At 63.5% G+C, this 19,223-nt stretch carries 16 protein-coding genes and 1 pseudogene; 6 read left to right on the top strand and 11 right to left on the bottom strand.

All coding sequences use genetic code 11. The features are described from left to right. Positions 1 to 377: 377 nt before the first annotated feature. Together ACOGI7_RS07905 and ACOGI7_RS07900 are read right to left on the bottom strand one after the other, a co-directional pair. Positions 378 to 680, bottom strand: a pseudogene (locus tag ACOGI7_RS07905) (AAA family ATPase); the annotation flags it as partial. Between the two features lie 232 nt (positions 681 to 912). Continuing rightward, on the bottom strand, positions 913 to 1,692 hold the full coding sequence (locus ACOGI7_RS07900; protein WP_419851371.1) for a hypothetical protein: 780 nt from the start codon (positions 1,690 to 1,692) through the stop codon (positions 913 to 915). Between the two features lie 970 nt (positions 1,693 to 2,662). On the opposite strand from ACOGI7_RS07900, the gene ACOGI7_RS07895 reads away from it, so the two are divergent. The 3 genes from ACOGI7_RS07895 to ACOGI7_RS07885 all read left to right on the top strand — a co-directional run bounded on the left by ACOGI7_RS07895 (position 2,663) and on the right by ACOGI7_RS07885 (position 6,160). Then, positions 2,663 to 2,863, top strand: coding sequence for a hypothetical protein (locus ACOGI7_RS07895; protein ID WP_419851370.1), 201 nt, complete (start codon positions 2,663 to 2,665; stop codon positions 2,861 to 2,863). A 90-nt stretch (positions 2,864 to 2,953) separates the two neighbouring features. After that, a complete protein-coding gene (locus ACOGI7_RS07890; protein WP_419851369.1) occupies positions 2,954 to 3,235 on the top strand; it encodes a hypothetical protein in 282 nt (93 codons plus the stop codon). Positions 3,236 to 5,128: 1,893 nt separating this feature from the next. Beyond that, a complete protein-coding gene (locus ACOGI7_RS07885) occupies positions 5,129 to 6,160 on the top strand; it encodes a tyrosine-type recombinase/integrase (RefSeq protein ID WP_419851368.1) in 1,032 nt (343 codons plus the stop codon). Here the strand turns inward: ACOGI7_RS07885 and ACOGI7_RS07880 are convergent. The 5 genes from ACOGI7_RS07880 to ACOGI7_RS07860 all read right to left on the bottom strand — a co-directional run bounded on the left by ACOGI7_RS07880 (position 6,157) and on the right by ACOGI7_RS07860 (position 12,522). Then, entirely contained in the window at positions 6,157 to 6,948 is a 792-nt protein-coding gene (locus ACOGI7_RS07880; RefSeq protein ID WP_419851367.1) for an amino acid ABC transporter ATP-binding protein, read from the bottom strand. The genes ACOGI7_RS07885 and ACOGI7_RS07880 overlap by 4 nt on opposite strands. After that, positions 6,945 to 8,444 carry an amino acid ABC transporter permease gene (locus ACOGI7_RS07875; RefSeq protein ID WP_419851366.1) on the bottom strand — a complete coding sequence of 500 codons (1,500 nt, stop codon included), beginning with the start codon at positions 8,442 to 8,444 and terminating at the stop codon, positions 6,945 to 6,947. Before ACOGI7_RS07875 ends, ACOGI7_RS07880 begins: the two co-directional genes overlap by 4 nt. Before the next feature lie 4 nt (positions 8,445 to 8,448). After that, entirely contained in the window at positions 8,449 to 9,996 is a 1,548-nt protein-coding gene (locus ACOGI7_RS07870) for an amino acid ABC transporter permease (RefSeq protein ID WP_419851365.1), read from the bottom strand. Positions 9,997 to 10,100: 104 nt separating this feature from the next. Then, entirely contained in the window at positions 10,101 to 11,231 is a 1,131-nt protein-coding gene (locus ACOGI7_RS07865) for an amino acid ABC transporter substrate-binding protein (protein WP_419851364.1), read from the bottom strand. Positions 11,232 to 11,358: 127 nt separating this feature from the next. Further along, a complete protein-coding gene (locus ACOGI7_RS07860; protein WP_419851363.1) occupies positions 11,359 to 12,522 on the bottom strand; it encodes an LLM class flavin-dependent oxidoreductase in 1,164 nt (387 codons plus the stop codon). A gap of 128 nt (positions 12,523 to 12,650) precedes the next feature. On the opposite strand from ACOGI7_RS07860, the gene ACOGI7_RS07855 reads away from it, so the two are divergent. Further along, positions 12,651 to 13,139 (top strand): NUDIX hydrolase, encoded by a 489-nt coding sequence (locus ACOGI7_RS07855; RefSeq protein WP_419851362.1) that lies wholly within the window; start codon positions 12,651 to 12,653, stop codon positions 13,137 to 13,139. Here the strand turns inward: ACOGI7_RS07855 and ACOGI7_RS07850 are convergent. Both ACOGI7_RS07850 and ACOGI7_RS07845 read right to left on the bottom strand, forming a co-directional pair. After that, positions 13,136 to 13,384: a hypothetical protein gene (locus tag ACOGI7_RS07850; RefSeq protein ID WP_419851361.1), complete on the bottom strand. Its 249-nt coding sequence runs from the start codon at positions 13,382 to 13,384 to the stop codon at positions 13,136 to 13,138. The genes ACOGI7_RS07855 and ACOGI7_RS07850 overlap by 4 nt on opposite strands. Further along, the gene (locus ACOGI7_RS07845) at positions 13,381 to 14,409 is read right to left on the bottom strand and encodes a glycosyltransferase family 4 protein (protein ID WP_419851360.1); all 1,029 of its coding nucleotides are present in this window, start codon (positions 14,407 to 14,409) and stop codon (positions 13,381 to 13,383) included. The genes ACOGI7_RS07850 and ACOGI7_RS07845 overlap by 4 nt, the downstream gene beginning before the upstream one ends. Positions 14,410 to 14,454: 45 nt before the next feature. On the opposite strand from ACOGI7_RS07845, the gene ACOGI7_RS07840 reads away from it, so the two are divergent. Beyond that, positions 14,455 to 15,612 (top strand): MGH1-like glycoside hydrolase domain-containing protein, encoded by a 1,158-nt coding sequence (locus ACOGI7_RS07840; RefSeq protein ID WP_419851359.1) that lies wholly within the window; start codon positions 14,455 to 14,457, stop codon positions 15,610 to 15,612. Between the two features lie 5 nt (positions 15,613 to 15,617). Here the strand turns inward: ACOGI7_RS07840 and ACOGI7_RS07835 are convergent, their stop codons facing one another. Both ACOGI7_RS07835 and ACOGI7_RS07830 read right to left on the bottom strand, forming a co-directional pair. Then, positions 15,618 to 16,187, bottom strand: a complete 570-nt coding sequence (locus tag ACOGI7_RS07835; protein ID WP_419851358.1) for a septum formation family protein — start codon at positions 16,185 to 16,187, stop codon at positions 15,618 to 15,620. A 34-nt stretch (positions 16,188 to 16,221) separates the two neighbouring features. Next, positions 16,222 to 17,601, bottom strand: coding sequence for a sortase (locus ACOGI7_RS07830; RefSeq protein WP_419851357.1), 1,380 nt, complete (start codon positions 17,599 to 17,601; stop codon positions 16,222 to 16,224). A 74-nt stretch (positions 17,602 to 17,675) separates the two neighbouring features. Here ACOGI7_RS07830 and ACOGI7_RS07825 point away from each other — a divergent pair, with 74 nt between their 5' ends. After that, on the top strand, positions 17,676 to 19,211 hold the full coding sequence (locus tag ACOGI7_RS07825) for an AMP-binding protein (protein WP_419851356.1): 1,536 nt from the start codon (positions 17,676 to 17,678) through the stop codon (positions 19,209 to 19,211). The last annotated feature ends 12 nt before the right edge of the window (positions 19,212 to 19,223 follow it).

Raw genomic sequence — 19,223 nt, 5'->3', positions numbered from 1 at the left:
GGCTGGATACGAAGGTAGGGTGAACTCATGAGGGGCTTCTTTGGGCAGTATCACCTTGGTCCGCCAGACACGCCCCGCACCCCAGAATTGGCTACGGCCTATGTTTGGCTCTTCGTATCAGTCGGGCTCATTGCTTTGGCAAGGTTTGTGGAGACGGTCTGGCTGGACGGCACCATCATCATCACTCAAGTCTTGGTCGCAGTAATCCTGCTTGTAGCCGTTGCGGCTTTCGCAAGGAAATGGAGGCGAACTCAACACCATCTGCGTCGAGCGGGCATCGTCCGACGCTCTAGGAAGTGGTAAATCAGGATCTCCCCATTTTGTGGACGCACGCTTTACGGGAAGCGTCACGCCACTAAAGCACTGTGTCTCGCCAGTTAGAGAATCTGGGAGAGGAAGAGTTGGGTGCGTTCTTCTTGGGGGTTGGTGAAGAAGTGCTCGGGTTCGCCGACTTCGACGATTTCGCCGTCGGCCATGAAGATCACCCGGTCGGCGGCCTCACGGGCGAATCCCATCTCGTGGGTCACCACGATGAGGGTCATACCGGTTCGGGATAGCTCGAGGATCACTTCGAGCACCTCGGAGATCATCTCGGGGTCAAGGGCCGAGGTGGGCTCGTCGAAGAGCATGATCTTGGGCTGCATAGCCAGGGAGCGGGCAATGGCCACCCGCTGCTGCTGGACGACTTAGTGTTCAACGAAGATCCCTTCACTCTGTTATTCGATTCCACTGGTATCCGACAGGGTATATCCCGGTCACAACCGACATTGATAGACTGGATGGGTCCAGAACGTCCGGGCGACAAGAGATGCTGAAGCCGGGGAAACTGTGTCTTACTACGGTAGGCTTGCCAGACGGTAGGTTCAATGGCCGATGAGGCTTGGTTTGGTAAACCGACTAAATTGATTTGGCCTAATTGTCGGGAACGTAACATTCGTACCAGACAAAATATGACCAATGTGAGTGAGTTACTGCTTCGTCCCTGCCTCCTGCATATACATTTGGTCCCTCTAATTCACTTTCATGCATAACGCTACCTTTAGGACAGTTTTTTGCATGATAATGATAATAACAGGTTACAACTTGATGTTGAATACTATCATAGAACAACCCAATTATTGGGTGGTGGTGTACTAAGCGAATAGAGCATGCAATATCGTCATAATGTGGTCCAGGGGTAGCAAATAGAGCTACTCTACTTTCGGAAATGCCATTCATAGAAGTGGGCCGTGAATTTACGCAATTCGCTTCAACTGCGTATTGACTAAAGTTGGATGCGCCTGCAAGGTTTGCAGCTATGACCCGCGCATAGTAAGGCCCTGGCCAAATGCCATCATCTCGATCTATGTTGAATGTTGTCACAGTTTCGCGCAGATCATTATGAATGTAATCCGGTAGCTGGTCATTTGGATTGATAGTGTTTTTTTGAAATACACGTACGCGATACCAGCTAGGACTATTGTGGGATTGATTTGTTGGGGTATTCCATTTAACTGTCAACACATCATCAACGCACAGGGCGGTAACAGTGCGTGGGGCTGTGGGCTCCTCTGGGCAACGAACAGAATCTGATGATGGCGAGGTTGATGCTTTGCTGGTGTTGTCTGCCTGCTCAGTTGTGGTTGTGGCGGTATATAAGGCACCTTTTATCGAGTCGAATCTGGCGACTGTTCCCGGATGGGCCACAACCATGTCGGCCGGGTCAGTGTGACCCGCGACAGCGACGGATATCCGGTACTGCAACTTAATGCCATCTGGGGGAGTCACCGCTCTCCAGGAAGCGGTCAAGGTAGTTCCATCACCCGAACATGTCACCTCTAGATCAGACGGAGAAGGGAAATCGAAACAGGTGACGGGGGTTGCTGGGGTGCTGAGAAGTGAACTGCCGGCGAGGTTGGCTGCTCGTGCTCTGACGTAGTAGGAGCCGGGCCAGGTTCCGTCGGTCTTACTGAGGGTGATCTTGGTTTCGGTCTCTCGTAGTGCATTTTTGTTGTAGGCGGTGAGGTTGTCTGCTGCGTTGGTGGTATCGGCGCTGTAGAGGCGGACACGGTATTCGCTTGCCCGGTTGTAGATCTGGTGCGCGGGAGCGTTCCAAGAGAGTGTCAAAGAATCATCGATGCACGCTGCTGTAACTCCGGTTGGGGCGGTTGGCGCTTCTGGGCACCGGGTAGAACCCGTTATCGGCGTGGACGCCTTGGTGCTATCGCTGGTCTGCTCGGCCGTGACAGTGACAGCGTGCAGGGCACCCTTGACGGCCTCTCTGATGTGTGCGATTTCTGTCGGATGGGCTACAACTTGGTCGGCTGGGTTACCGTGTCCCTCGATTGCCGTAGCGACTCGGTATTGCAACTGAACGTCTGAGGGGGGCGTCACTGCTGTCCAAGAGGCAGTCAATGTCCTACCGTCACCTGAACACTCAATCATGAGCCCGGAGGGCGCAGGAAAGGGTGGGGGTTTGGTGGCGGTGGCCCAGGCGGTGTAGGGGCCGGTTGCGTCGGGGCCGATGGCGGCTGCCCGGAGCCTGGTCTGTGTCAGGTATTTGTTCGCCCCGATGGAGAACTTGGTGCCGCTTATGTCCCTGTCGCCGGGGATTGTTCTGATGTTTCCCCGCCCCAGGTCGAGGGTCATCTCGTATTCCACCGTGTAGCCGCGGGTGGCGCCGGTGACCGGGTTCCATGAGCACTCCACCGCCCCTTTGGCCTGGGTCGGCCATGTGCATGCGAGTCCTGTGGGCGCTCTGAGCGTCGCGGGCGGGTCGGTGAAGGTGACGGTGATCGACGCGGTGGCGGTGGCGGTGGCGGTTGTGGCGGTGATGGTGCAGGTGAGGGTGCCGGGGTCGGGGCGGGTGGCGGTCAGCGTGTAGCTGCCGGCCGTGCCGGCGACCGAGCAGCCCGTGCCGGTGGCGGTGACGGGGGTGTCGGTGGGGGTGACGGTGAAGTCGTCGGTGTAGGCGGTGCCTGCCACGGATGTGCCGGTGGCGTCGAGGCCGTCGATCATCGGGTCGGGGTGGGGGTGGGGGCAGGCGGGGTCGGTGGTTTCCTCGCCGTCGCAGGTGAGGGTGGCGGGTGCGGTGGTGGTGCACTCGTTGTTGGCGTCGGGGGTGCCTGTGGGGCAGGTGTATTTGACCGTCGCCGGTGTGGTGGTGGTGCATTTGGCCCCTTTGGGGGTTCCGGTGGTGCAGGTGTATTCGGCGGGGGTGCGCTTGAAGCAGAGGCCCGCGGCCGGCGGGTCGTAGTCGGCGGGGCACCTCGACGACACGACGGTGACGCGGATGCACTTGCCCGCCGTGTGGGTGTACCCGGCCGAACACGGCGGCGTCGCCGGGGTGCGCTTGAAGCAGAGGCCCGCGGCCGGCGGGTCGTAGTCGGCGGGGCACCTCGACGACACGACGGTGACGCGGGTGCACTTGCCCGCCGTGTGGGTGTACCCCGTCTGGCAGGGCGGCGTCGCCGGGGTGCGCTTGAAGCAGATGCCTAGGCTCGGCGGGTCGTAGTCGGCGGGGCAGCTGGCGTTGGCTGCGGTGTAGCGGTAGCAGATGCCGAAGGCGCCGGCCTGGTACCCGGCGGGGCAGCCGGCGGTGGCCGGCGCGGTCGTGGTCGTGACGCAGCTGGCGCCCCTCAGCGTGCCCGAGGCGCAGCGGTAGGCGGGCGAGGTGTACTTGTAGCAGGTGTCGAACGGGCCGGCCTGGTATCCGCGGGGGCAGCCGGGGTCAGCGGTGGTGACGTGCAGGCACCGGCCTCCGCTGAGGCTGCCCGACGAGCAGCTGGCCGCAGCGGGGGCGGTCGTGGACGTCACGCAGCTGGCGCCCCTCAGCGTGCCCGACGAGCAGCGGTAGACGGTCGAAGCGGTGTGCAGGCACCGGCTGCCGCTCAGCGTGCCCGACGAGCAGCGGTAGACGGGGTCGGCGGCGTGCAAGCAGATGTCGCCCGCCAGCCTCCCCGACGCGCACGGCTCGGCCGCGTCGACGCTGTGCTCGCACTTGCCGCCGACCAGGTCCCCCACAGGGCACCAAGAAATGGGGTTCGCGACATGCAAGCAGATGTCGCCCGCCAGCCTCCCCGACGCGCACGGCTCGGCCGCGTCGACGCTGTGCTCGCACTTGCCGCCGACCAGGTCCCCCACAGGGCACCAAGAAATGGGGTTCGCGACATGCAAACAGATGTCGCCCGCCAGCCTCCCCGACACACACGGCTCGGCCGCGTCGACGCTGTGCTCGCACTTGCCGCCGACCAGGTCCCCCACAGGGCACCAAGAAATGGGGTTCGCGACATGCAAACAGATGTCGCCCGCCAGCCTCCCCGACGCGCAGCTCGCGGCGGGAACCTCCCCAGTGTCGATCACACACTCGGTGCCGACGAGATCCCCTGTAGCGCACGAATACTCGGCTGTCGCCTCAACGGTGACCGCGCACTGGTTCTCGGCGTCGGGCTCCCCCTCATCACACGAATACACCGGCTCCACCTTGTGGGCCGAAGACCCGCCCGCGAACACCAACGACGATGCCAGCACAGCCACAGCCACGACCACCAAACACAGCCCCCGAGGCCTGCCCGAAGCGGACCCCGGAACCCTCCGGTCGCGCCGGAAGCCGCCTGGTCGGCCGGCCAAGAGGCGAATGAATGGGACAAAGGGGGATGCTGGTCGTCTCATCGGTCTGGTTCCCCGATCTGGTACGCGGCGGATAATTGCCTTTATCCGCCACGAACAAACCCCCTCCGAGAACTCGACCGCCGCTAGAACCGCAACCGCGTACACGAGGTCGCAACTGGGATCTTCCGCTGTCTGCGGCGGGCCGGTCCGGCCTCCCCGGACCAGGGCGCTGCACAGCGCCGCGGCTGCTGTCCCGGTTCCGGGCGGCGCCGCATCTCATCGGACCCGGTGTCGGGGGCACTGCGCCCCGTCATGCTCGGCGACCCGGGCTGTGTTCTATATCCCCAGGCCAGCGGGTGTGCTTCCCGCTGGGTGCGGCGCTTGCGACGGCTGCATGTGGGGAAAGGGTTGACAAGCACCGCCGATTTGAGCTAGCCAATAAAGGCAATTATCCGCCATATTGAACTGCGCTCGGATAAATCAGCGGCATATAGCTACGATTCGTGTCGAGCTGTGCTCATTCGCTAGGCCAGCGGCCATGGATTTCCAGGCATCTGATTTCACCGGCACCCACCGCCCCCTCTGCCACCCCGGCCTCGACAGCGGACCCGACTCGGGGCTCCTGGACCGGCTTGTCGCCCAAGGCAAAGCGGCCGCGCTCTCCCCCAACACCCGCAAGACCTACCGCACCGGATGGAGGAGCTGGGCCAAATGGGCAGAAGCCAGAGGCCTCCCGACACTGCCCGCCGAGCCCGGCCACCTCCAACTGTGGCTGGCCGCCCTGTGGCAAGAGGGCAAAAAGCCCGCCACCTTGTCCACCTACCTCGCCGCCGTCGCCCACAAACACCGCGACCACACCGGCCCGAACCCCGCGCATCACCCCCAACTCAGACTGCTGCTGTCCGGGCTGACCAGGCAAGCCGCCGACGAAGGCAACACACCGAGCCAAGCCGCTCCGCTGCGCTGGCGCCACATCCTGGAGATCATCGACTCCGCCCACAAACCCCGGCGCAACCAGCCCGGCGGACGAGCAGAGACCCCCGAACAAGCCGCCCGGCGCGCCGAGTTCGACATCGCCATGATCGCCCTCGCCCACGACGCCGCCCTGCGCTGTAGCGAACTGCTCGCCCTCACCTGGGCCGACATCGACCTCCCAGCAGACAGCGAACCCGGCACAGTGTCGATCCGCCGGTCGAAAACCGACCAAAACGGCCAAGGAGCGGCCCTGCCCATCTCCGAATTCACCACCCAGCCACTCATCCGCATCAGACCCCACAGCGCCCGCCCCGACGACCCCATATTCGACATCTCCCCCAGCACCGTCACCCGCCGCATGAAAGCCGCAGCCCAAGCCGCCGGCAACAACCCCGCAAACATCAGCAGCCACTCACCGCGCATCGGCATGGCCCAAGACCTCGCCGCCCACGGCATCGACCTGCCCGGCCTCATGCAAGCATGCCGATGGACATCAGAGGCAATGGCCAGGCACTACATCAAACACCTCGCCGCCCACCACACACCCGCAGCCCAATACCTCAAAACCCAAGACAACTACCCACTCAGTTGCTAGAGGATCTGGGAGAGGAAGAGCTGGGTGCGTTCTTCTTGGGGGTTGGTAAAGAAGTGCTCGGGCTCGCCGACTTCGACGATCTCGCCGTCGGCCATGAAGATCACCCGGTCGGCGGCCTCACGGGCGAAGCCCATCTCGTGGGTGACCACGATGAGAGTCATGCCGGTTCGGGATAGCTCGAGGATCACTTCGAGCACTTCAGAGATCATCTCGGGGTCGAGGGCTGAAGTCGGTTCATCGAACAGCATTATCTTGGGCTGCATGGCCAGGGAGCGGGCGATGGCCACCCGCTGCTGCTGGCCACCGGAGAGCTGGCCGGGGAACTTGCGGGCCTGCTCGGGGATCTTGACCCGCTCTAGGAGCTCCATCGCCCGGTCTTCTGCCTGCTTCTTAGGCATCTTGAGCACTTGGCGCGGTCCCAGGGTGATGTTGTCGATGACGGTGATGTGGGGGAACAGGTTGAACTGCTGGAACACCATGCCTGTTTCCCGGCGGATTAGGGCGATGTTGCGCACGTCGTCAGTGAGCTCAACGCCATCGACCATGATGCGGCCTCGGTCGTGGTGTTCGAGGCGGTTGATGCAGCGAATGAGGGTGGACTTGCCAGATCCCGATGGCCCGATTACTACCACGACCTCGCCCGCGCCCACTTTCATATCGATGCCGGAGAGCGCTTGGAACGATCCGAAGAACTTGTCTACGCCGTCCATTTGAATCATGAGTTCCCGCCGCCCGATTTGGGTAGCGTCGCGGTTGACGTTGGGGGTGATTGCAGTGGTGTCTGTCATCGTTCTCCGACTCCGAGGTGGCGCTCAAGGCGTTGGCTTTCTTTGGACATGGTGTAGCTGAGGGCCCAGTAAGCGAAGGCCACAAAGACGAGGGTTTCGGCAATAGCGGTGGTTGAGTATTCCACAGGCACGTGGATCAGCTCACGGGCTCTATAGAAGTCCCTTACGCTGATGATGGCGAAAAGCGAGCTGTCCTTGAACAAGCTAATGAACTGGCCCACCATGGCCGGAATAACCGCCCGCAATGCTTGGGGTAGCACGATGAGGCGCGTGACTCCGAACGGCTGAAGGCCCACCGCTTGGCCTGCTTCGATCTGCCCTTTGGGCACGGCCTGAAGCCCGCCGCGCACCACCTCGGCTAGGTACGCCGAACTGAAGATGGTGAAGGCGATGATGGTTCGGGTTATCAGAGAAAGGGGTGTGTCGACATTGAGAAAGAAGTCGATGAAGGTCTTGGCGACAAGCAGCAGCGCAATGAAAGGAACGCCCCGGAAGATCTCGATGTAGCCCACGCAGAGCCAGCGCACCACGGGAAGTGAAGAGCGGCGGCCCACCGCCAGCAGCAAACTCAGGGGAAACGACAAGATGATGGCTGCTCCGGAGGCCACCAGAGTGAGGTAAAGACCCGACCATTTGTCCCAGCTCACGCCAGATGTATCGCCAATAAGCCAGTAGGCGAGGCGGACCACGACTACTGCGGTCGCGACGGCCAAGATCTGGACCGATCGCTTCAGCCACACCAGATCTTTGGCAGTGACTAGCCGCGAGCGCCCAGAAACCGGCCAGACCATTGAAGTGCCCAAGAGCTTGGTGAAGTCCCGCGCGCTGCTGATTTGGAAGGCGGCGAATGCGAATAAGCCGCTTGTCCACCACCATGCGTTCCCACTCGTTCCCGAGACCACTTGGAAGGATGCAATGGCCATGAAGCCGGCTACGTACCAGCAAGGTCGCCGGGCGGATCGGGGCAGTCGCATGGCACCGGCTCGCGCGCAGAGTCCCACCGCGATAGTGGAGAGCGTGAACAGCGTCGGCCAGATGGTACGAGTGAGCACCAGGATGACCGTCAAGAGCAAGAGAATGGGCCAGTAGCGCCGCAGCAGGTCGAAGGGACTGGGCCGGCGAGCGACGGTTCCGGTGTCTTCGGATCGATCCTGGCTTCTGGCGGTGACCGTTCCCCAGGTCAACCCTAGGGCCGAGGCCACGATGTACATCTGGGCCACAAGCCGCCACAACTGGTCGCGAGGAAAGATACCCACCATGAGGAGCGTGAGGTACTTTCGCACCGCCTCCCACTGACCGGTGACGAAGACAAAGCGCCCGCCGTAGTAGATGAGGATCGCTCCTACTACCGCCGCGATCAAAGTAGCAAGGCCGTTGTACCAGGTGTTGAACAGGTTCTGGCGCACCCAAACGCGGGGCGCGACCCGCATATCAGGAGGCAGGACCGATGAGCTGCCTTGCGGGTTGGTCTCGGTGGGCGGCACGGTAGCAGTCATCAGCTCATCGTTCTTTGAGCTGGAGGGATCGGTTGTACAGGTTCAACAGCGCAGACACGATGAGGTTGATGACCAGATATACGGTCATCAGGATGAGAAGAAGTTGCGGAGCGGGGAAGTTGATGCCCCAAGCAGTGTTGGTGATTTGCGCTAAATCGGGGTAGGCGACGACGATGCCCAACGAGGTGTTCTTGATGAGGTTGGCGCACTCGCTGATATACGGGGGTATGGCGATCCGCTGCGCCTGGGGCAGCACCACATGGCGGTAGCGCTGGCCAGACTTCAATCCCACTGCCATCGCTGCTTCGGTCTGGCCTTTGTGGACGGCCAGGATGGATCCTCGGATTATTTCTGCTACGAAGCTAGCCGTGTAAAGACCCAGGCCGAGGGTTAGCGACATGTAGCCCCAGTGGGCGCTGAATCCCCCAACTACTCGCCGGCCACTGTCGGAGACCGCGGGCCACGACCACGAGTAGGGCTGGCCCAAGGCCACAAAGCACAACACCACAATCACTGCGAAGGTGCCCAATGACCACAGCACGCGGTGGTGGGGGTTCCCAGTGCTATTGCTATACCGGGTCCGCCATATCCAGACGGTCATGGCGATGAGGGCCCCTACCAGCACGAGCAGCCAGAACACACCCACATGGTTCTCAGCCGCCAATGAAGGAATGGCCCAACGGTCTTTGCTGATGATGATCCAGTTGCTGTCTGAACCGAAGAACGTGCCTTGCCAGGGCGGATTGGTTGGATTGAAGAGGGGGAGTGGGCCGTAAGTGAATATGGCGAAGCCGAAGAAGGCGATGACCACCAGCGGCGGGAGGTTGCGCAGACTCTCCACATAGAGGCTGGCTCCCTTGGCCACCAGCCAATTTGAAGAGAGTCGGGCAATGCCCACGAACACTCCCACTACGGTTGCGATCAAAATTCCAACCACAGAAGCCGCAATGGTGTTCTTGAAACCGATGAATAGGGCCTTCCAAACCGGGTCTCGCACGTTGAAGCCGAACGCATCGGTTATGCCCACGCCGTATGGCTTGTTGAGGAAGTCGAACTCTTTGGGGAGACCGACATTGTCCATCCTCACGATGAGGTTGTGGAACATCCATCGAATGAGGGCTACCACCACGATTAGGGCCAGTGCCTGTCCAGCTATTCGCAGAATTCGCACGTCGCGCCACAGAGCAGGGATACCGGGCTCAGGGACTCTCGGGTCATCGGTGGGGAGAACCCGCTTCTTCGTGCCGTCGTGAATGGTGCGAATGCCGGCGGCGGCCATGCCTGGCGTCTGGCCGACGCGTATTGCGTCGATCACAACGATCGCAACGATCGCCGCGGGCACCGCTGTCATGAACAGCCAGGCGAGGGCCAACTCTGGGATATCGCTGTAGTTGTCGAGCAGCCGCAATCCCAGTTGCCAAACGGAGACGACTCCTACGAAGGCCAGGATTAGCAGGTCGGCCAGAAGCGCCAGCAGTCTACGGCTGGGAGGCGCGGAAGGTACCGCGGTGAGATCAGCTTGAGTGCTGGCGAAATCAGCCGTGCTGCTCATAGCAGTGTGACCTTGAACTCTAGACGAGAGCGGCCCACCGGCTGGTGACCGGTGGGCCGCTCATCGTTTATTGATTGCTCGTCACGAGACGAGCGGGGTTTTCCCTAGCGGTAGGGCGGGACGTACATGAGCCCGCCGTTGGACCAGAGGTCGTTGACGCTGCCTGCGAGGGTTCCCAACTGCGGATAGCGGTTGAAGATCTCCTCGTAGTTGCCCACTTGCTCTACCACATTGATGGCGAAGTCGGGGGGCAGGCCGAGGCCGGGGTCGAAGCCGTCGCGGCCTAGGAAGTTCAAGATGTTGGGATCGGTGCCGTCGTAGCTGCCGATGTTGTTGGAGTCGAGTCCGAACTCCCAGGCCTGAACGGTGGCCATGGTGGCCCAGTTCACAACCTGCGCCCACTCGGTGTCGCCGTCGCGCACCACGGTGCCGAGGGGCTCCTTGGAGATGAGCTCAGCCATGATGTGCTGCTCGGGACCGTCATCCCCCTCGATCTCGAACTTGAACACGCCGAGCACGCTGCTGTCAGCAGTCATCGCCTCGCACTGGCCCTCCTGGTAGGCCGGCACCAAGGTGTCGAAGCCCTCGAACGTGACCGGGTTGAAGGGGATGCCCCGGGCGGCGAATACCGCGGTGAGGTTCAGCTCGGTGGTAGTACCGGTGCTCACGCAGATGTTGGCGTCGGCGAGGTCGTCCAGCGTGGTGAAGCCGGTGGAGGCCGGCACCATGAGGCCCTGGCCGTCGTAGTAGGTGGTGAACAAGAAGTTGGCGCCCTCGGTGCCGTCACGAGTGGCCGTCCAGGTGGTGTTGCGGTTCATCACCTCGAACTGGCCCGAGGCCAGTGCGGTGAAGCGCTCGGCACTGGTGACCGGCACGATCTCCACGGCATCGGCATCGCCGAAGATGGCGGCTGCCACCACCCGGCACATGTCGATGTCGAAGCCCTCGTATTGGCCGTCTTCGTTCAGCAGCGCGAAGCCGGGTACGTCGTCTCGGGAGCCGCACAGCACATGGCCGCGATCCTTCACAGCCTGCAAGGTTCCGCCGGCTTGTTGAGGAACGACGGTGACGGTCTCTTCTGGTTCAGTGACCTCTGGGGCCTCGGTGCTGGCCGCAGTGGCTTCGGGGGCCGCTGGGGCGGCGCCATCGTCGTCGTTGCCGCACGACGCGGCGATCAGCGAGAAGGCCAGCACCAACCCGAGTAGGGCCAGCAAGCGGTGAACGGATTTCTGCATGGTTTTGCTCCCAACGTTGGACTCAGGGGACGGATAAGACGCTAGCGGCTGGAAAATAGTCTGACTAGACCCCACCAAGAAAAGTAATGGGAAAATTCCAGAAGCTATTTGCGGACGATAAGTCGCGTTACGCGGTGGCCAGAGCAGCCTGGCGCTGGCGGGTGGAGCGATGCACCGGGTCGGTGTCGATCACCGGGATGACGTGCTTGCCGAAGTTCACGATGGTCTCACGCACCACGTCCATGGGCAGCGTGGACGTGAGCGGGCTGATCACGTACTGGTCGGCGCCCACCCGCTCGTACTGGCGGGAGACGTGGATGCAGTCCTCGGCGTTGCCCACGCACAGCGAACCGCCCTCGATGGCCATCTTGACATCGTCGTGGGTCGGCTCGGGGATGACGGCCGGCCACTCGGGAATGCCCTCGGGCTTGGGGAAGGTGTCCAGCCAGCGGTAGACGAGGCACTGGTAGTAGTACATGTGGCCTCGGGTGGCCCAGTCGATGGCCGCCTCCCGGTCGTCCAGGCAAATGCCGAACCCCACGCACATGACGTTGTCGTGGACGTAGTCGCCCACCGGGTTCTTGCAGCTGGCCACCTCGTTCTTGTAGATCTCGATCAGCGGGGCGATCTCGTCGGGAGTGCCGATGGTGAAGCACAGCACCCCGATGCCCAGCTTGCCGGCCTTCTCGAAGGTGCCCGGGCTGCCGCACGCCACCCACAGCGGGGGATGGGGCTTGGTCACCGGCTTGGGGAAGATCTCCCGGGCCGGCATCGAGAAGCTGTCGCCCTCGTAGCTGTACGCCCCCTCGCGCCACATGTGGGGGATTTGGCGAATGGCCTCGTCCCACAGCCCGCGGGTGACCTCGGTATCGGCCAATCCGGTGGCCGGGTCGCGGGGCGTGCCCGGCATTCCGAATCCCATCACCTCGGTGGAAGAGGAGCCCCGGCCGGTGCCCAGTTCGAAGCGCCCGTTGGACAGCACATCGATCATGGCGGCCCGCTCGGCGGAGCGCACCGGATGGTTCACCGGGGCGGTGATGTTGAAGATGGCCGAGCCCAGGTGCACGTTCTCGGTGGTGGATGCCACCGCCGACAAGAACACCTCGGGTGAGGACATGTGGGAGTACTCCCGCAAGAAGTGGTGCTCTGAGGCCCAGATGTACTTGAACCCGTGGCGGTCGCAAAGCTGGGAGATCTCCAGGTTGTCGCGGATGCGCTGGGCCTCCCAGTCGGGATTGTCCTCGTAGCCGAAATCAGGCACGAAGCACTGGGCGAAATATCCGAACTCCATCTTGGGCAACCCCCGAATGTTGAACTGTCGGTCGGGACTGTACCGGCGCTCGCTCCCGGTCATCTATTCCGGCATCACCTGGGACAGGAACCGTCTGCTGCGTTGGGGGGCGGGTAGGGTCGGCGCCCATGGCATGGACGCTGCGTCGCCCCGCAGCCCGAGTAGTGCTCTTGGATCGGCATGGGCGCATCTTCATGATGCAGGCCAGCGATCCCATCGATCCGCACAAGGGGCCGTGGTGGGAGATTCCCGGCGGTGGCTTGGGACCGGGGGAGGACTCGGCCGCAGGCGCTCGCCGCGAGCTGTGGGAAGAGGCCGGTTTCTCCGACGTGGAGGTGGGTCCGTGCATCTGGACCCAGCATGTGGAGTTCGACTTCGCAGGCATCCACTTCGATTCCGACGAGCGGATTCACGTGGCCTGGAGCCTGGACGGCGGTGAGTGGAACCCCCAGCACCTCGAAGCGCTGGAGGCGGCGGCGTTCGAGGATGCCCGCTGGTGGACGTTGGAAGAGCTGCTCGCCTCTGATGAGCAGGTGTTGCCGGAGCGACTGCGGGAATTCCTGCCCGATGTGGTGGCCGGTCGGCTGCCCGAGGAGCCGATCGACATAAGCCCCTAGGCCAGGGGCTCTTCCCGATCGGCGGCTCTCACGGCGTAGGAGAAGATGATGGCGGGGGCCAGCACGAGGGAGCCGACGACGAGGCAGGCGATCACGGCGGTGACGAGTGGGCCGCGGAAGCTGGTGGCGAAGCCGCTGAAGAACAGAGCGGCGGCGGCCAAATACAGCAGGTAGCCCAACCGCTGGCCGATGGTGGTCATCTGGGCGATGCGGCGGCGGCGGGCGGCCAGGTCGTCAGTGCTCAAGGGAGCCATCCCGCCCCGTCCAACAGCGCGACGAGGTCTGCTCGGACCCGTTCCAGGGAGAAGTGCTGCCGGGCGATTGCTTGATTCTGGTCCAACAGACCCAGGTCGGGGCAGTCCAAGAACGCTCGCACCTCGTCGAGGCGGTCAGGAGAGAACCACCGGAAACCGAACTCGGCCAACTCCTCGGCCACGGGATAGCTGCCCACCACACAGGGCCGGCGCCAGATGGCCGCCTCCACTGGGGGATTGCCGAATCCCTCCCACACCGACGGGAACACCACCAGGTCGGCGGCCGCGTAGATGTCGGGGGTTCGGGCGACCGGCTGATGGATCACCGGACACCGAGCCTCCCCCAAGAGCTGCGCCAAGGTGTCGTCGTAGCCCTCTTCGGCTTGTCCCATCAGCCAGTAGGTGGCCTCCAGTTCCTCTGCGATGGCGATGGCTGCGGGAATGTTCTTGCGGGGTATGGCCCGCACGGGGTGTACCGCGAGCAGGGTGTCGTCGGTCACCCCCAGCTTCGTCCGCATCCTCGTCCGGTCGCCGTCTGGGCCCAGGGTGTCGAAGCCGTTGTAAATCACCGTGGATTCGATTCCCCGCTGGGCGAACTGCTCGGCGGTCAGTCGATTGATGACCACATGGCGCCAAGCGGGGTCGTGGGGGGGCAGCTCGGTCACCGAGGCGAATCGCGCCCTCTGCCACGGTGGATCGTGGTGGTGGAGGATGGCGGGGCGGCCGGCCAGCGTCCGGGCAACGGTGCGAGCTGCCGGGAGGTTCAACGGGATTGTGCAGAGGTTCTCCACCACCGCCAAGTCGACGTCGGCCACCGCGGCGGAGAATTCGTCGGGATCAGGGCCGTCAGCTTCGTTGATGCCCAGACCGGGAACCAGCCGGTCAACCAGACCCTCTGCGGCCACAGTCACCATTTCGAAGCCGATGTCGGCCAGCATCTGCTGCCATAGGCGGGCGACAACGGACACCCCGTCGCTCAACCCCAGTCGAAATGAGACGATCGCGCCTCGAGCCATCCCATGAGGTAATCAGATCTACCCGAAATGTGAGACTTTGAAGATATGGATGCGCCCGCGGAATTCGACCGCTCGTCAGTGCGGGAGGCAGCTCGGGGGGTGTTGGAGGCCCATTGGGTTTCAGAGGGCTATACCGTCCCGAATCCTGCGACTTATCCCTGGCTCTGGCTGTGGGATTCGTGCTTTCACGCAGTGTGCTGGGCCGAACTGGGTGACGAGCGCAGCCTGATCGAGCTCCAGACCGCACTTTCGGTTCAGGACGAAGACGGATTCGTCCCTCACATGAACTATGTCCGCAATCCTGGTGTGGCCGCTGACCTGTGGGGCCGGGACAACGCCTCGTCCATCACCCAGCCCCCTATGTACGGACATGCGGTAGCCGAGTTGGTGCGCCGAGGCGTGGACGTCGACGAGGAGACCGTGGCAAGAGCCGAACGCGGTCTGCGGTTCCTGCTGTTCGACCGCCATCGCCTTCCCAGCGGTCTGGTGGCGCTGTGCCATCCATGGGAGAGCGGTGCCGACGACAGTCCTCGCTGGGACGACTTCTGCCCCGGAGGTTTCTCACTGGAGTCCTGGCGGCCGATCAAGAACCGGTTGGTGACGTCGATCGTGCGCAGCCCAACCGGCTCTCCGCTGGCCAATCCGGCCTTCGAATCCGCTTCCGCGGGGTTCAACGCCCTTGTTGTGTTCAACGCCTGGGAGTTGGCCACCGTGACCGGTCGATCAGAGATCACCGACCGAGCCGACGTGTTGGCCGGCTGCCTGGCCGATCAGTGGGATGAATCCCGCCGAACCTGGACCGATGCCGGGGCAGCGGAGTCAGGCTCGGGGAGGGCTCGCACGTTGGACGGACTGCTGCCACTGCTGGTTGCCGCCGAGCCAGAGCGAGTCGAAGCGGTGGCTGCCGACCTCACCGATCCCTCCGCCTACGGCGGATGGTGCGGCCCCGCCGGTGTTCATCGGGGGGAGCCCGGATTCGATCCCCGCTCGTACTGGCGGGGACCTGCCTGGCCGCAGCTCAACTACCTCGTCTGGTTGGGGCTGCGACGCCAAGGCCGGCAAGAAGCGGCCGCACAGGTCGCCTCCACCACGGTGCGAGGGGCGATGCGGAGCGGCTTTTCCGAGTATTGGGACCCCGACGACGGCACCGGTGGCGGGGCCGCGCCTCAATCGTGGACGGCTTTGGCTGCGCTGATGGTTTGATCGGCTCAGAGGCCGATGTCCTCCATCGTCCCGATGATGAGCAGTCCCCGGTAGCTGTGTACGAAGCAGGAGATGCGCCGGCGGTTGTCCTCGCCCTCCCAGTCGGTGCGACTGGGGGTGATCATGCCGATCTGGAGCTCGGATTTCTCATAGACGAGGCCCACAAATGGCTCGAATTGCTCGTAGCACTGCTCCTGGCCCCAGCGGTTGACGGCCTCCTCTCCGGGGTAGGGGGCTCCGAGCGGGGCGTCGTGGATAAACACCGCGTACACCTGGCCGTTGTGGGGCCGCATACAACCGATCGCCGTGGTCAGCTGGGCGGGCAGATCGTTGCGGTCCAAGTAGGTGTACTGGTTGAAGCAGGTTCCCACCAAGAGGTCGTAGGGATCGGTGACGGTCCCCTCGAACCGGTCTCGCAGGTCCTCTTCAGTGGGCAGGAGGTCGGGTTCGGCAGTGGGCTCGACGAACACTTCTTCTTCCAACCGGGATTTCTCCGACTCGCCGCCGCCGCATCCGGCCGCGGCTATGGCCAGTGCCAAAGCCAGACAGAGCCCGATTCGCCTCAAAGCCAGCATCGTTGCCTCGACATCAGATCAACTCGACATCAGATCAATAGGAGGGGAGGACCCGGTCGATGTGCCAGAAGGCCATGAACATGACCACCAAGAAGGGCAATGCCGATAAAGCGTAGGCCGGAAGCTTCTTCCACCGCTGCCCGAGGAAGAGGGCGAATAACCAGATCGCCAGCGCGGCCAAACCCCACAAGATGGCCGGGACCATCCCGTCAGAGTCGCCGTCGAGACCCTCGCCAAAGGATCCGGCGACCCCTTCTTCCTCTTGCTCTTCTTGCTCTTCGGGTGCCGGGGTTGGATCGGGCACTGGTTCAGCGGGTTGTGGCTCATTGGCCGCTGGGGTTGCTGCCGGAGTCGGGGCGGCCTCGGTCGGGGCGGCCTCGGTCGGTGCAGCGTCAGACGTCGGATTCTCCGGTTGTTCGGTGGGCACAGGGGCAGGAGTCGCCTCTTTGGTGGGCGCGGGAACGGGGGTCGCCGTGACCGTCTGTTCGGTGTCGGTGGTCTCGTCCAAGTTCTCGGAGGCCAGTTCAGGAGCGGCCAGATCCTCCTGTCCGGGCCGGGAGTAGGTGGGAGCGGGGTCGCCCACCAGTGCGGCTACCACAATGATCCGTTGGCGGGCTGAACCCTTCGGGTGGCAGGCCGTGAGCGTGAGGCGGTTGGGATGGTCGCGGAAATCCTGGTCGAGGACCTCTACTTGGTGGGGGGCCACGATGAAGTGTCCATGGCCCTCGCCCTGGACCGCCACCTCGTAAGTGAATTGGCCCTGGATGGTGGTGACGATGATCTGATCTCCGGGTTCCAGCTCGTCGATGTCGCCGAAGGGGGCGCCGTACGTTGTGCGGTGCCCGGCGATGGCCGCGTTTCCGGCTTGTCCGGGGATGGGAGTGGTTGGGTAGTGGCCGGGACCCTTGCGGAGGTCGCCAACCCGAACGCCTTCGACGACGGTCTTGTCCACGCCGATGGCGGGGATCTGTATGCGGGCGATCGCCGAACCCTCATCGCGGTAGAGCATGGCCAGCCAGGCGGGGTCGGGTTCGGGGGGGCCGCTGGTAGGCTCAGGGGTAGCAGTTGGCGTTGGGCTCGGTGTCTCGCTTGGGGTTGTCGAGGCTGCACCGGATTCTTGGATTGTCGGTTCAGCCGTCGGCGCTGTCGCAGTCGGCGCTGTCGCGGCCGTCGCAGTCGGTGGGGGCTCAGGCGTGGGGGGAGCAGCAGTGGGCGCGGTGCCGGGTTCGGAGGGGGCCGGTCCCAGGGCGCTGGAAGCCTCCAGCAGATCGGTGAACTCGCTGTCCAAGCTCTGCTGGGCCCTGGCTTCGAAGACGCCGGTTCCCCATAGCTGGAATATCGCAAACAGCAGAATGATGAGCCCGAGCGCGATGACGGTCTTGCCAAACGCCCCCAGAACACGCGCAACCGTCACGGCGAAATTGTACGAGTAGGCGATGGCGAACCCACAGCAGGCGTTGAGAGCAGCGGGGTAGATACGGTGGGGCGATGAAGGTAGCGCTGAGTGTGCGGGACTTCTTGGACCGCGCCGAGACGGTGTATGGCGACCGGGTGGGCATCGTGGATGAGCCGGATCAGCCGGCAGAGGGATGGGGTGAGCTGACCTACTCGCGGATGGCCGAGTTGGCCCGGGCCCAGGCCGCTGGGTTGGACGAGCGCGGGATCGGATTCGGCGAGCGGGTGGCCATCGTGTCCCACAACGCCGCCCGGCTGATGGTCTCGTTGTTCGGGGTGAGCGGGTACGGCCGGGTGTGCGTGCCCATCAACTTCCGGCTCAACCGGGAGGAGATCAGCTACATCGTGGACCACTGCGGGGCGACGATGCTGCTGATCGACCCGGAGCTGGTCGAAACGCTGGACGGGGTGGACTGCCGCCACCGCTATGTACTGGGCGCTGAGGCCGATGAATCCCTCTACCGATTCGGTGTGGAGCCCGAAGCATGGACTCCAGACGAGGACGCCACCGCCACCATCAACTACACCTCGGGCACGACCGCCCGCCCCAAAGGCGTGCAGATGAGCCATCGCTCGCTGTGGTTGAACGCCACCACCTTTGGCTGGGCTGCCGGGGTGAGCGACCGGGACGTGTACCTCCACACCCTGCCCATGTTCCACTGCAACGGATGGGGCATGCCCTATGCCGTCAGCGGCGCGGGGGCCTGCCACATCGTGCTGCGCAAAGTGGACGGCGCCGAGATCCTGCGCCGGGTGGAGCACCACGGCGTTACGTACCTGTGCGGGGCGCCGGCGGTGGTTGCCGCCGTCTTGGATGCAGCTCAAGACTGGGAGGGGGAGATTCCCGGCTCGGGCCGGGTGCGGATGACGGTGGCCGGAGCACCTCCGCCCACCAGGACCATCGAGCGGATGGAGACCGAGTTGGGCTGGGAGTTCATGCAGCTCTATGGCCTCACCGAGACTGCGCCCTATCTGACCATGAACCGCCGTCGGGCGGAATGGGACCATCTGAGCCCGGCCGAGCGGGCGGTCAAGCTGTCCCGCCAGGGCGTTCCCGCTCTGGGCATCTCGCTGGACGTGGACGAATCGGGCGAGGTGCTGGCCCGGGGCAACCACGTCTTGGAGGGATATTGGGAGCAGCCCGACGCCTCGGCCGAAGCCCTGGCCGGGGGCTGGTTCCACACTGGCGACGGCGGGCACATCGACGAGGAGGGCTACCTCTCGTTGTCGGACCGCAAGAAGGACGTGATCATCTCCGGCGGTGAAAACGTGTCTTCCATCGAAGTGGAGGACGCGCTGTTCGCCCATGAGGCGGTGGCCGAGGTGGCGGTCATCGGGGTGCCCGATGAGAAGTGGGGCGAGACGGTGAAAGCCCTAGTGGTGCTGGCACCGGGGGCGTCGGCATCCGAGGCCGAGCTGATTGGGCATTGCCGCGACCGCTTGGCCCACTACAAGTGCCCCACGACGGTGGAGTTCCGCGACGAGCTGGCCCGCACCGCCACCGGCAAACTCCAGAAGTACCGCCTGCGCGAGCCCTACTGGGCCGACCGCGACCGGCGAATCAACTGACTCGATAGTCAG

Source organism: Candidatus Poriferisocius sp., from assembly GCF_965204145.1.
In the GTDB taxonomy this organism is placed as follows: Bacteria; Actinomycetota; Acidimicrobiia; order Acidimicrobiales; family Bin134; genus Poriferisocius.
The sequence above is the reverse complement of the archived record's forward strand: the minus strand, read 5'-3'. Positions and strand labels throughout refer to the sequence as shown.

Excerpts from the sequence above, each read along its gene's own strand:
- ACOGI7_RS07900 (WP_419851371.1), bottom strand. The coding sequence starts at position 1,692 with ATGGTTGTGGCCCATCCGGGAACAGTCGCCAGATTCGACTCGATAAAA.
- ACOGI7_RS07885 (WP_419851368.1), top strand. The coding sequence starts at position 5,129 with ATGGATTTCCAGGCATCTGATTTCACCGGCACCCACCGCCCCCTCTGC.
- ACOGI7_RS07880 (WP_419851367.1), bottom strand. The coding sequence starts at position 6,948 with ATGACAGACACCACTGCAATCACCCCCAACGTCAACCGCGACGCTACC.
- ACOGI7_RS07875 (WP_419851366.1), bottom strand. The coding sequence starts at position 8,444 with ATGACTGCTACCGTGCCGCCCACCGAGACCAACCCGCAAGGCAGCTCA.
- ACOGI7_RS07870 (WP_419851365.1), bottom strand. The coding sequence starts at position 9,996 with ATGAGCAGCACGGCTGATTTCGCCAGCACTCAAGCTGATCTCACCGCG.
- ACOGI7_RS07865 (WP_419851364.1), bottom strand. The coding sequence starts at position 11,231 with ATGCAGAAATCCGTTCACCGCTTGCTGGCCCTACTCGGGTTGGTGCTG.
- ACOGI7_RS07860 (WP_419851363.1), bottom strand. The coding sequence starts at position 12,522 with ATGGAGTTCGGATATTTCGCCCAGTGCTTCGTGCCTGATTTCGGCTAC.
- ACOGI7_RS07855 (WP_419851362.1), top strand. The coding sequence starts at position 12,651 with ATGGCATGGACGCTGCGTCGCCCCGCAGCCCGAGTAGTGCTCTTGGAT.
- ACOGI7_RS07845 (WP_419851360.1), bottom strand. The coding sequence starts at position 14,409 with ATGGCTCGAGGCGCGATCGTCTCATTTCGACTGGGGTTGAGCGACGGG.
- ACOGI7_RS07840 (WP_419851359.1), top strand. The coding sequence starts at position 14,455 with ATGGATGCGCCCGCGGAATTCGACCGCTCGTCAGTGCGGGAGGCAGCT.
- ACOGI7_RS07835 (WP_419851358.1), bottom strand. The coding sequence starts at position 16,187 with ATGCTGGCTTTGAGGCGAATCGGGCTCTGTCTGGCTTTGGCACTGGCC.
- ACOGI7_RS07825 (WP_419851356.1), top strand. The coding sequence starts at position 17,676 with ATGAAGGTAGCGCTGAGTGTGCGGGACTTCTTGGACCGCGCCGAGACG.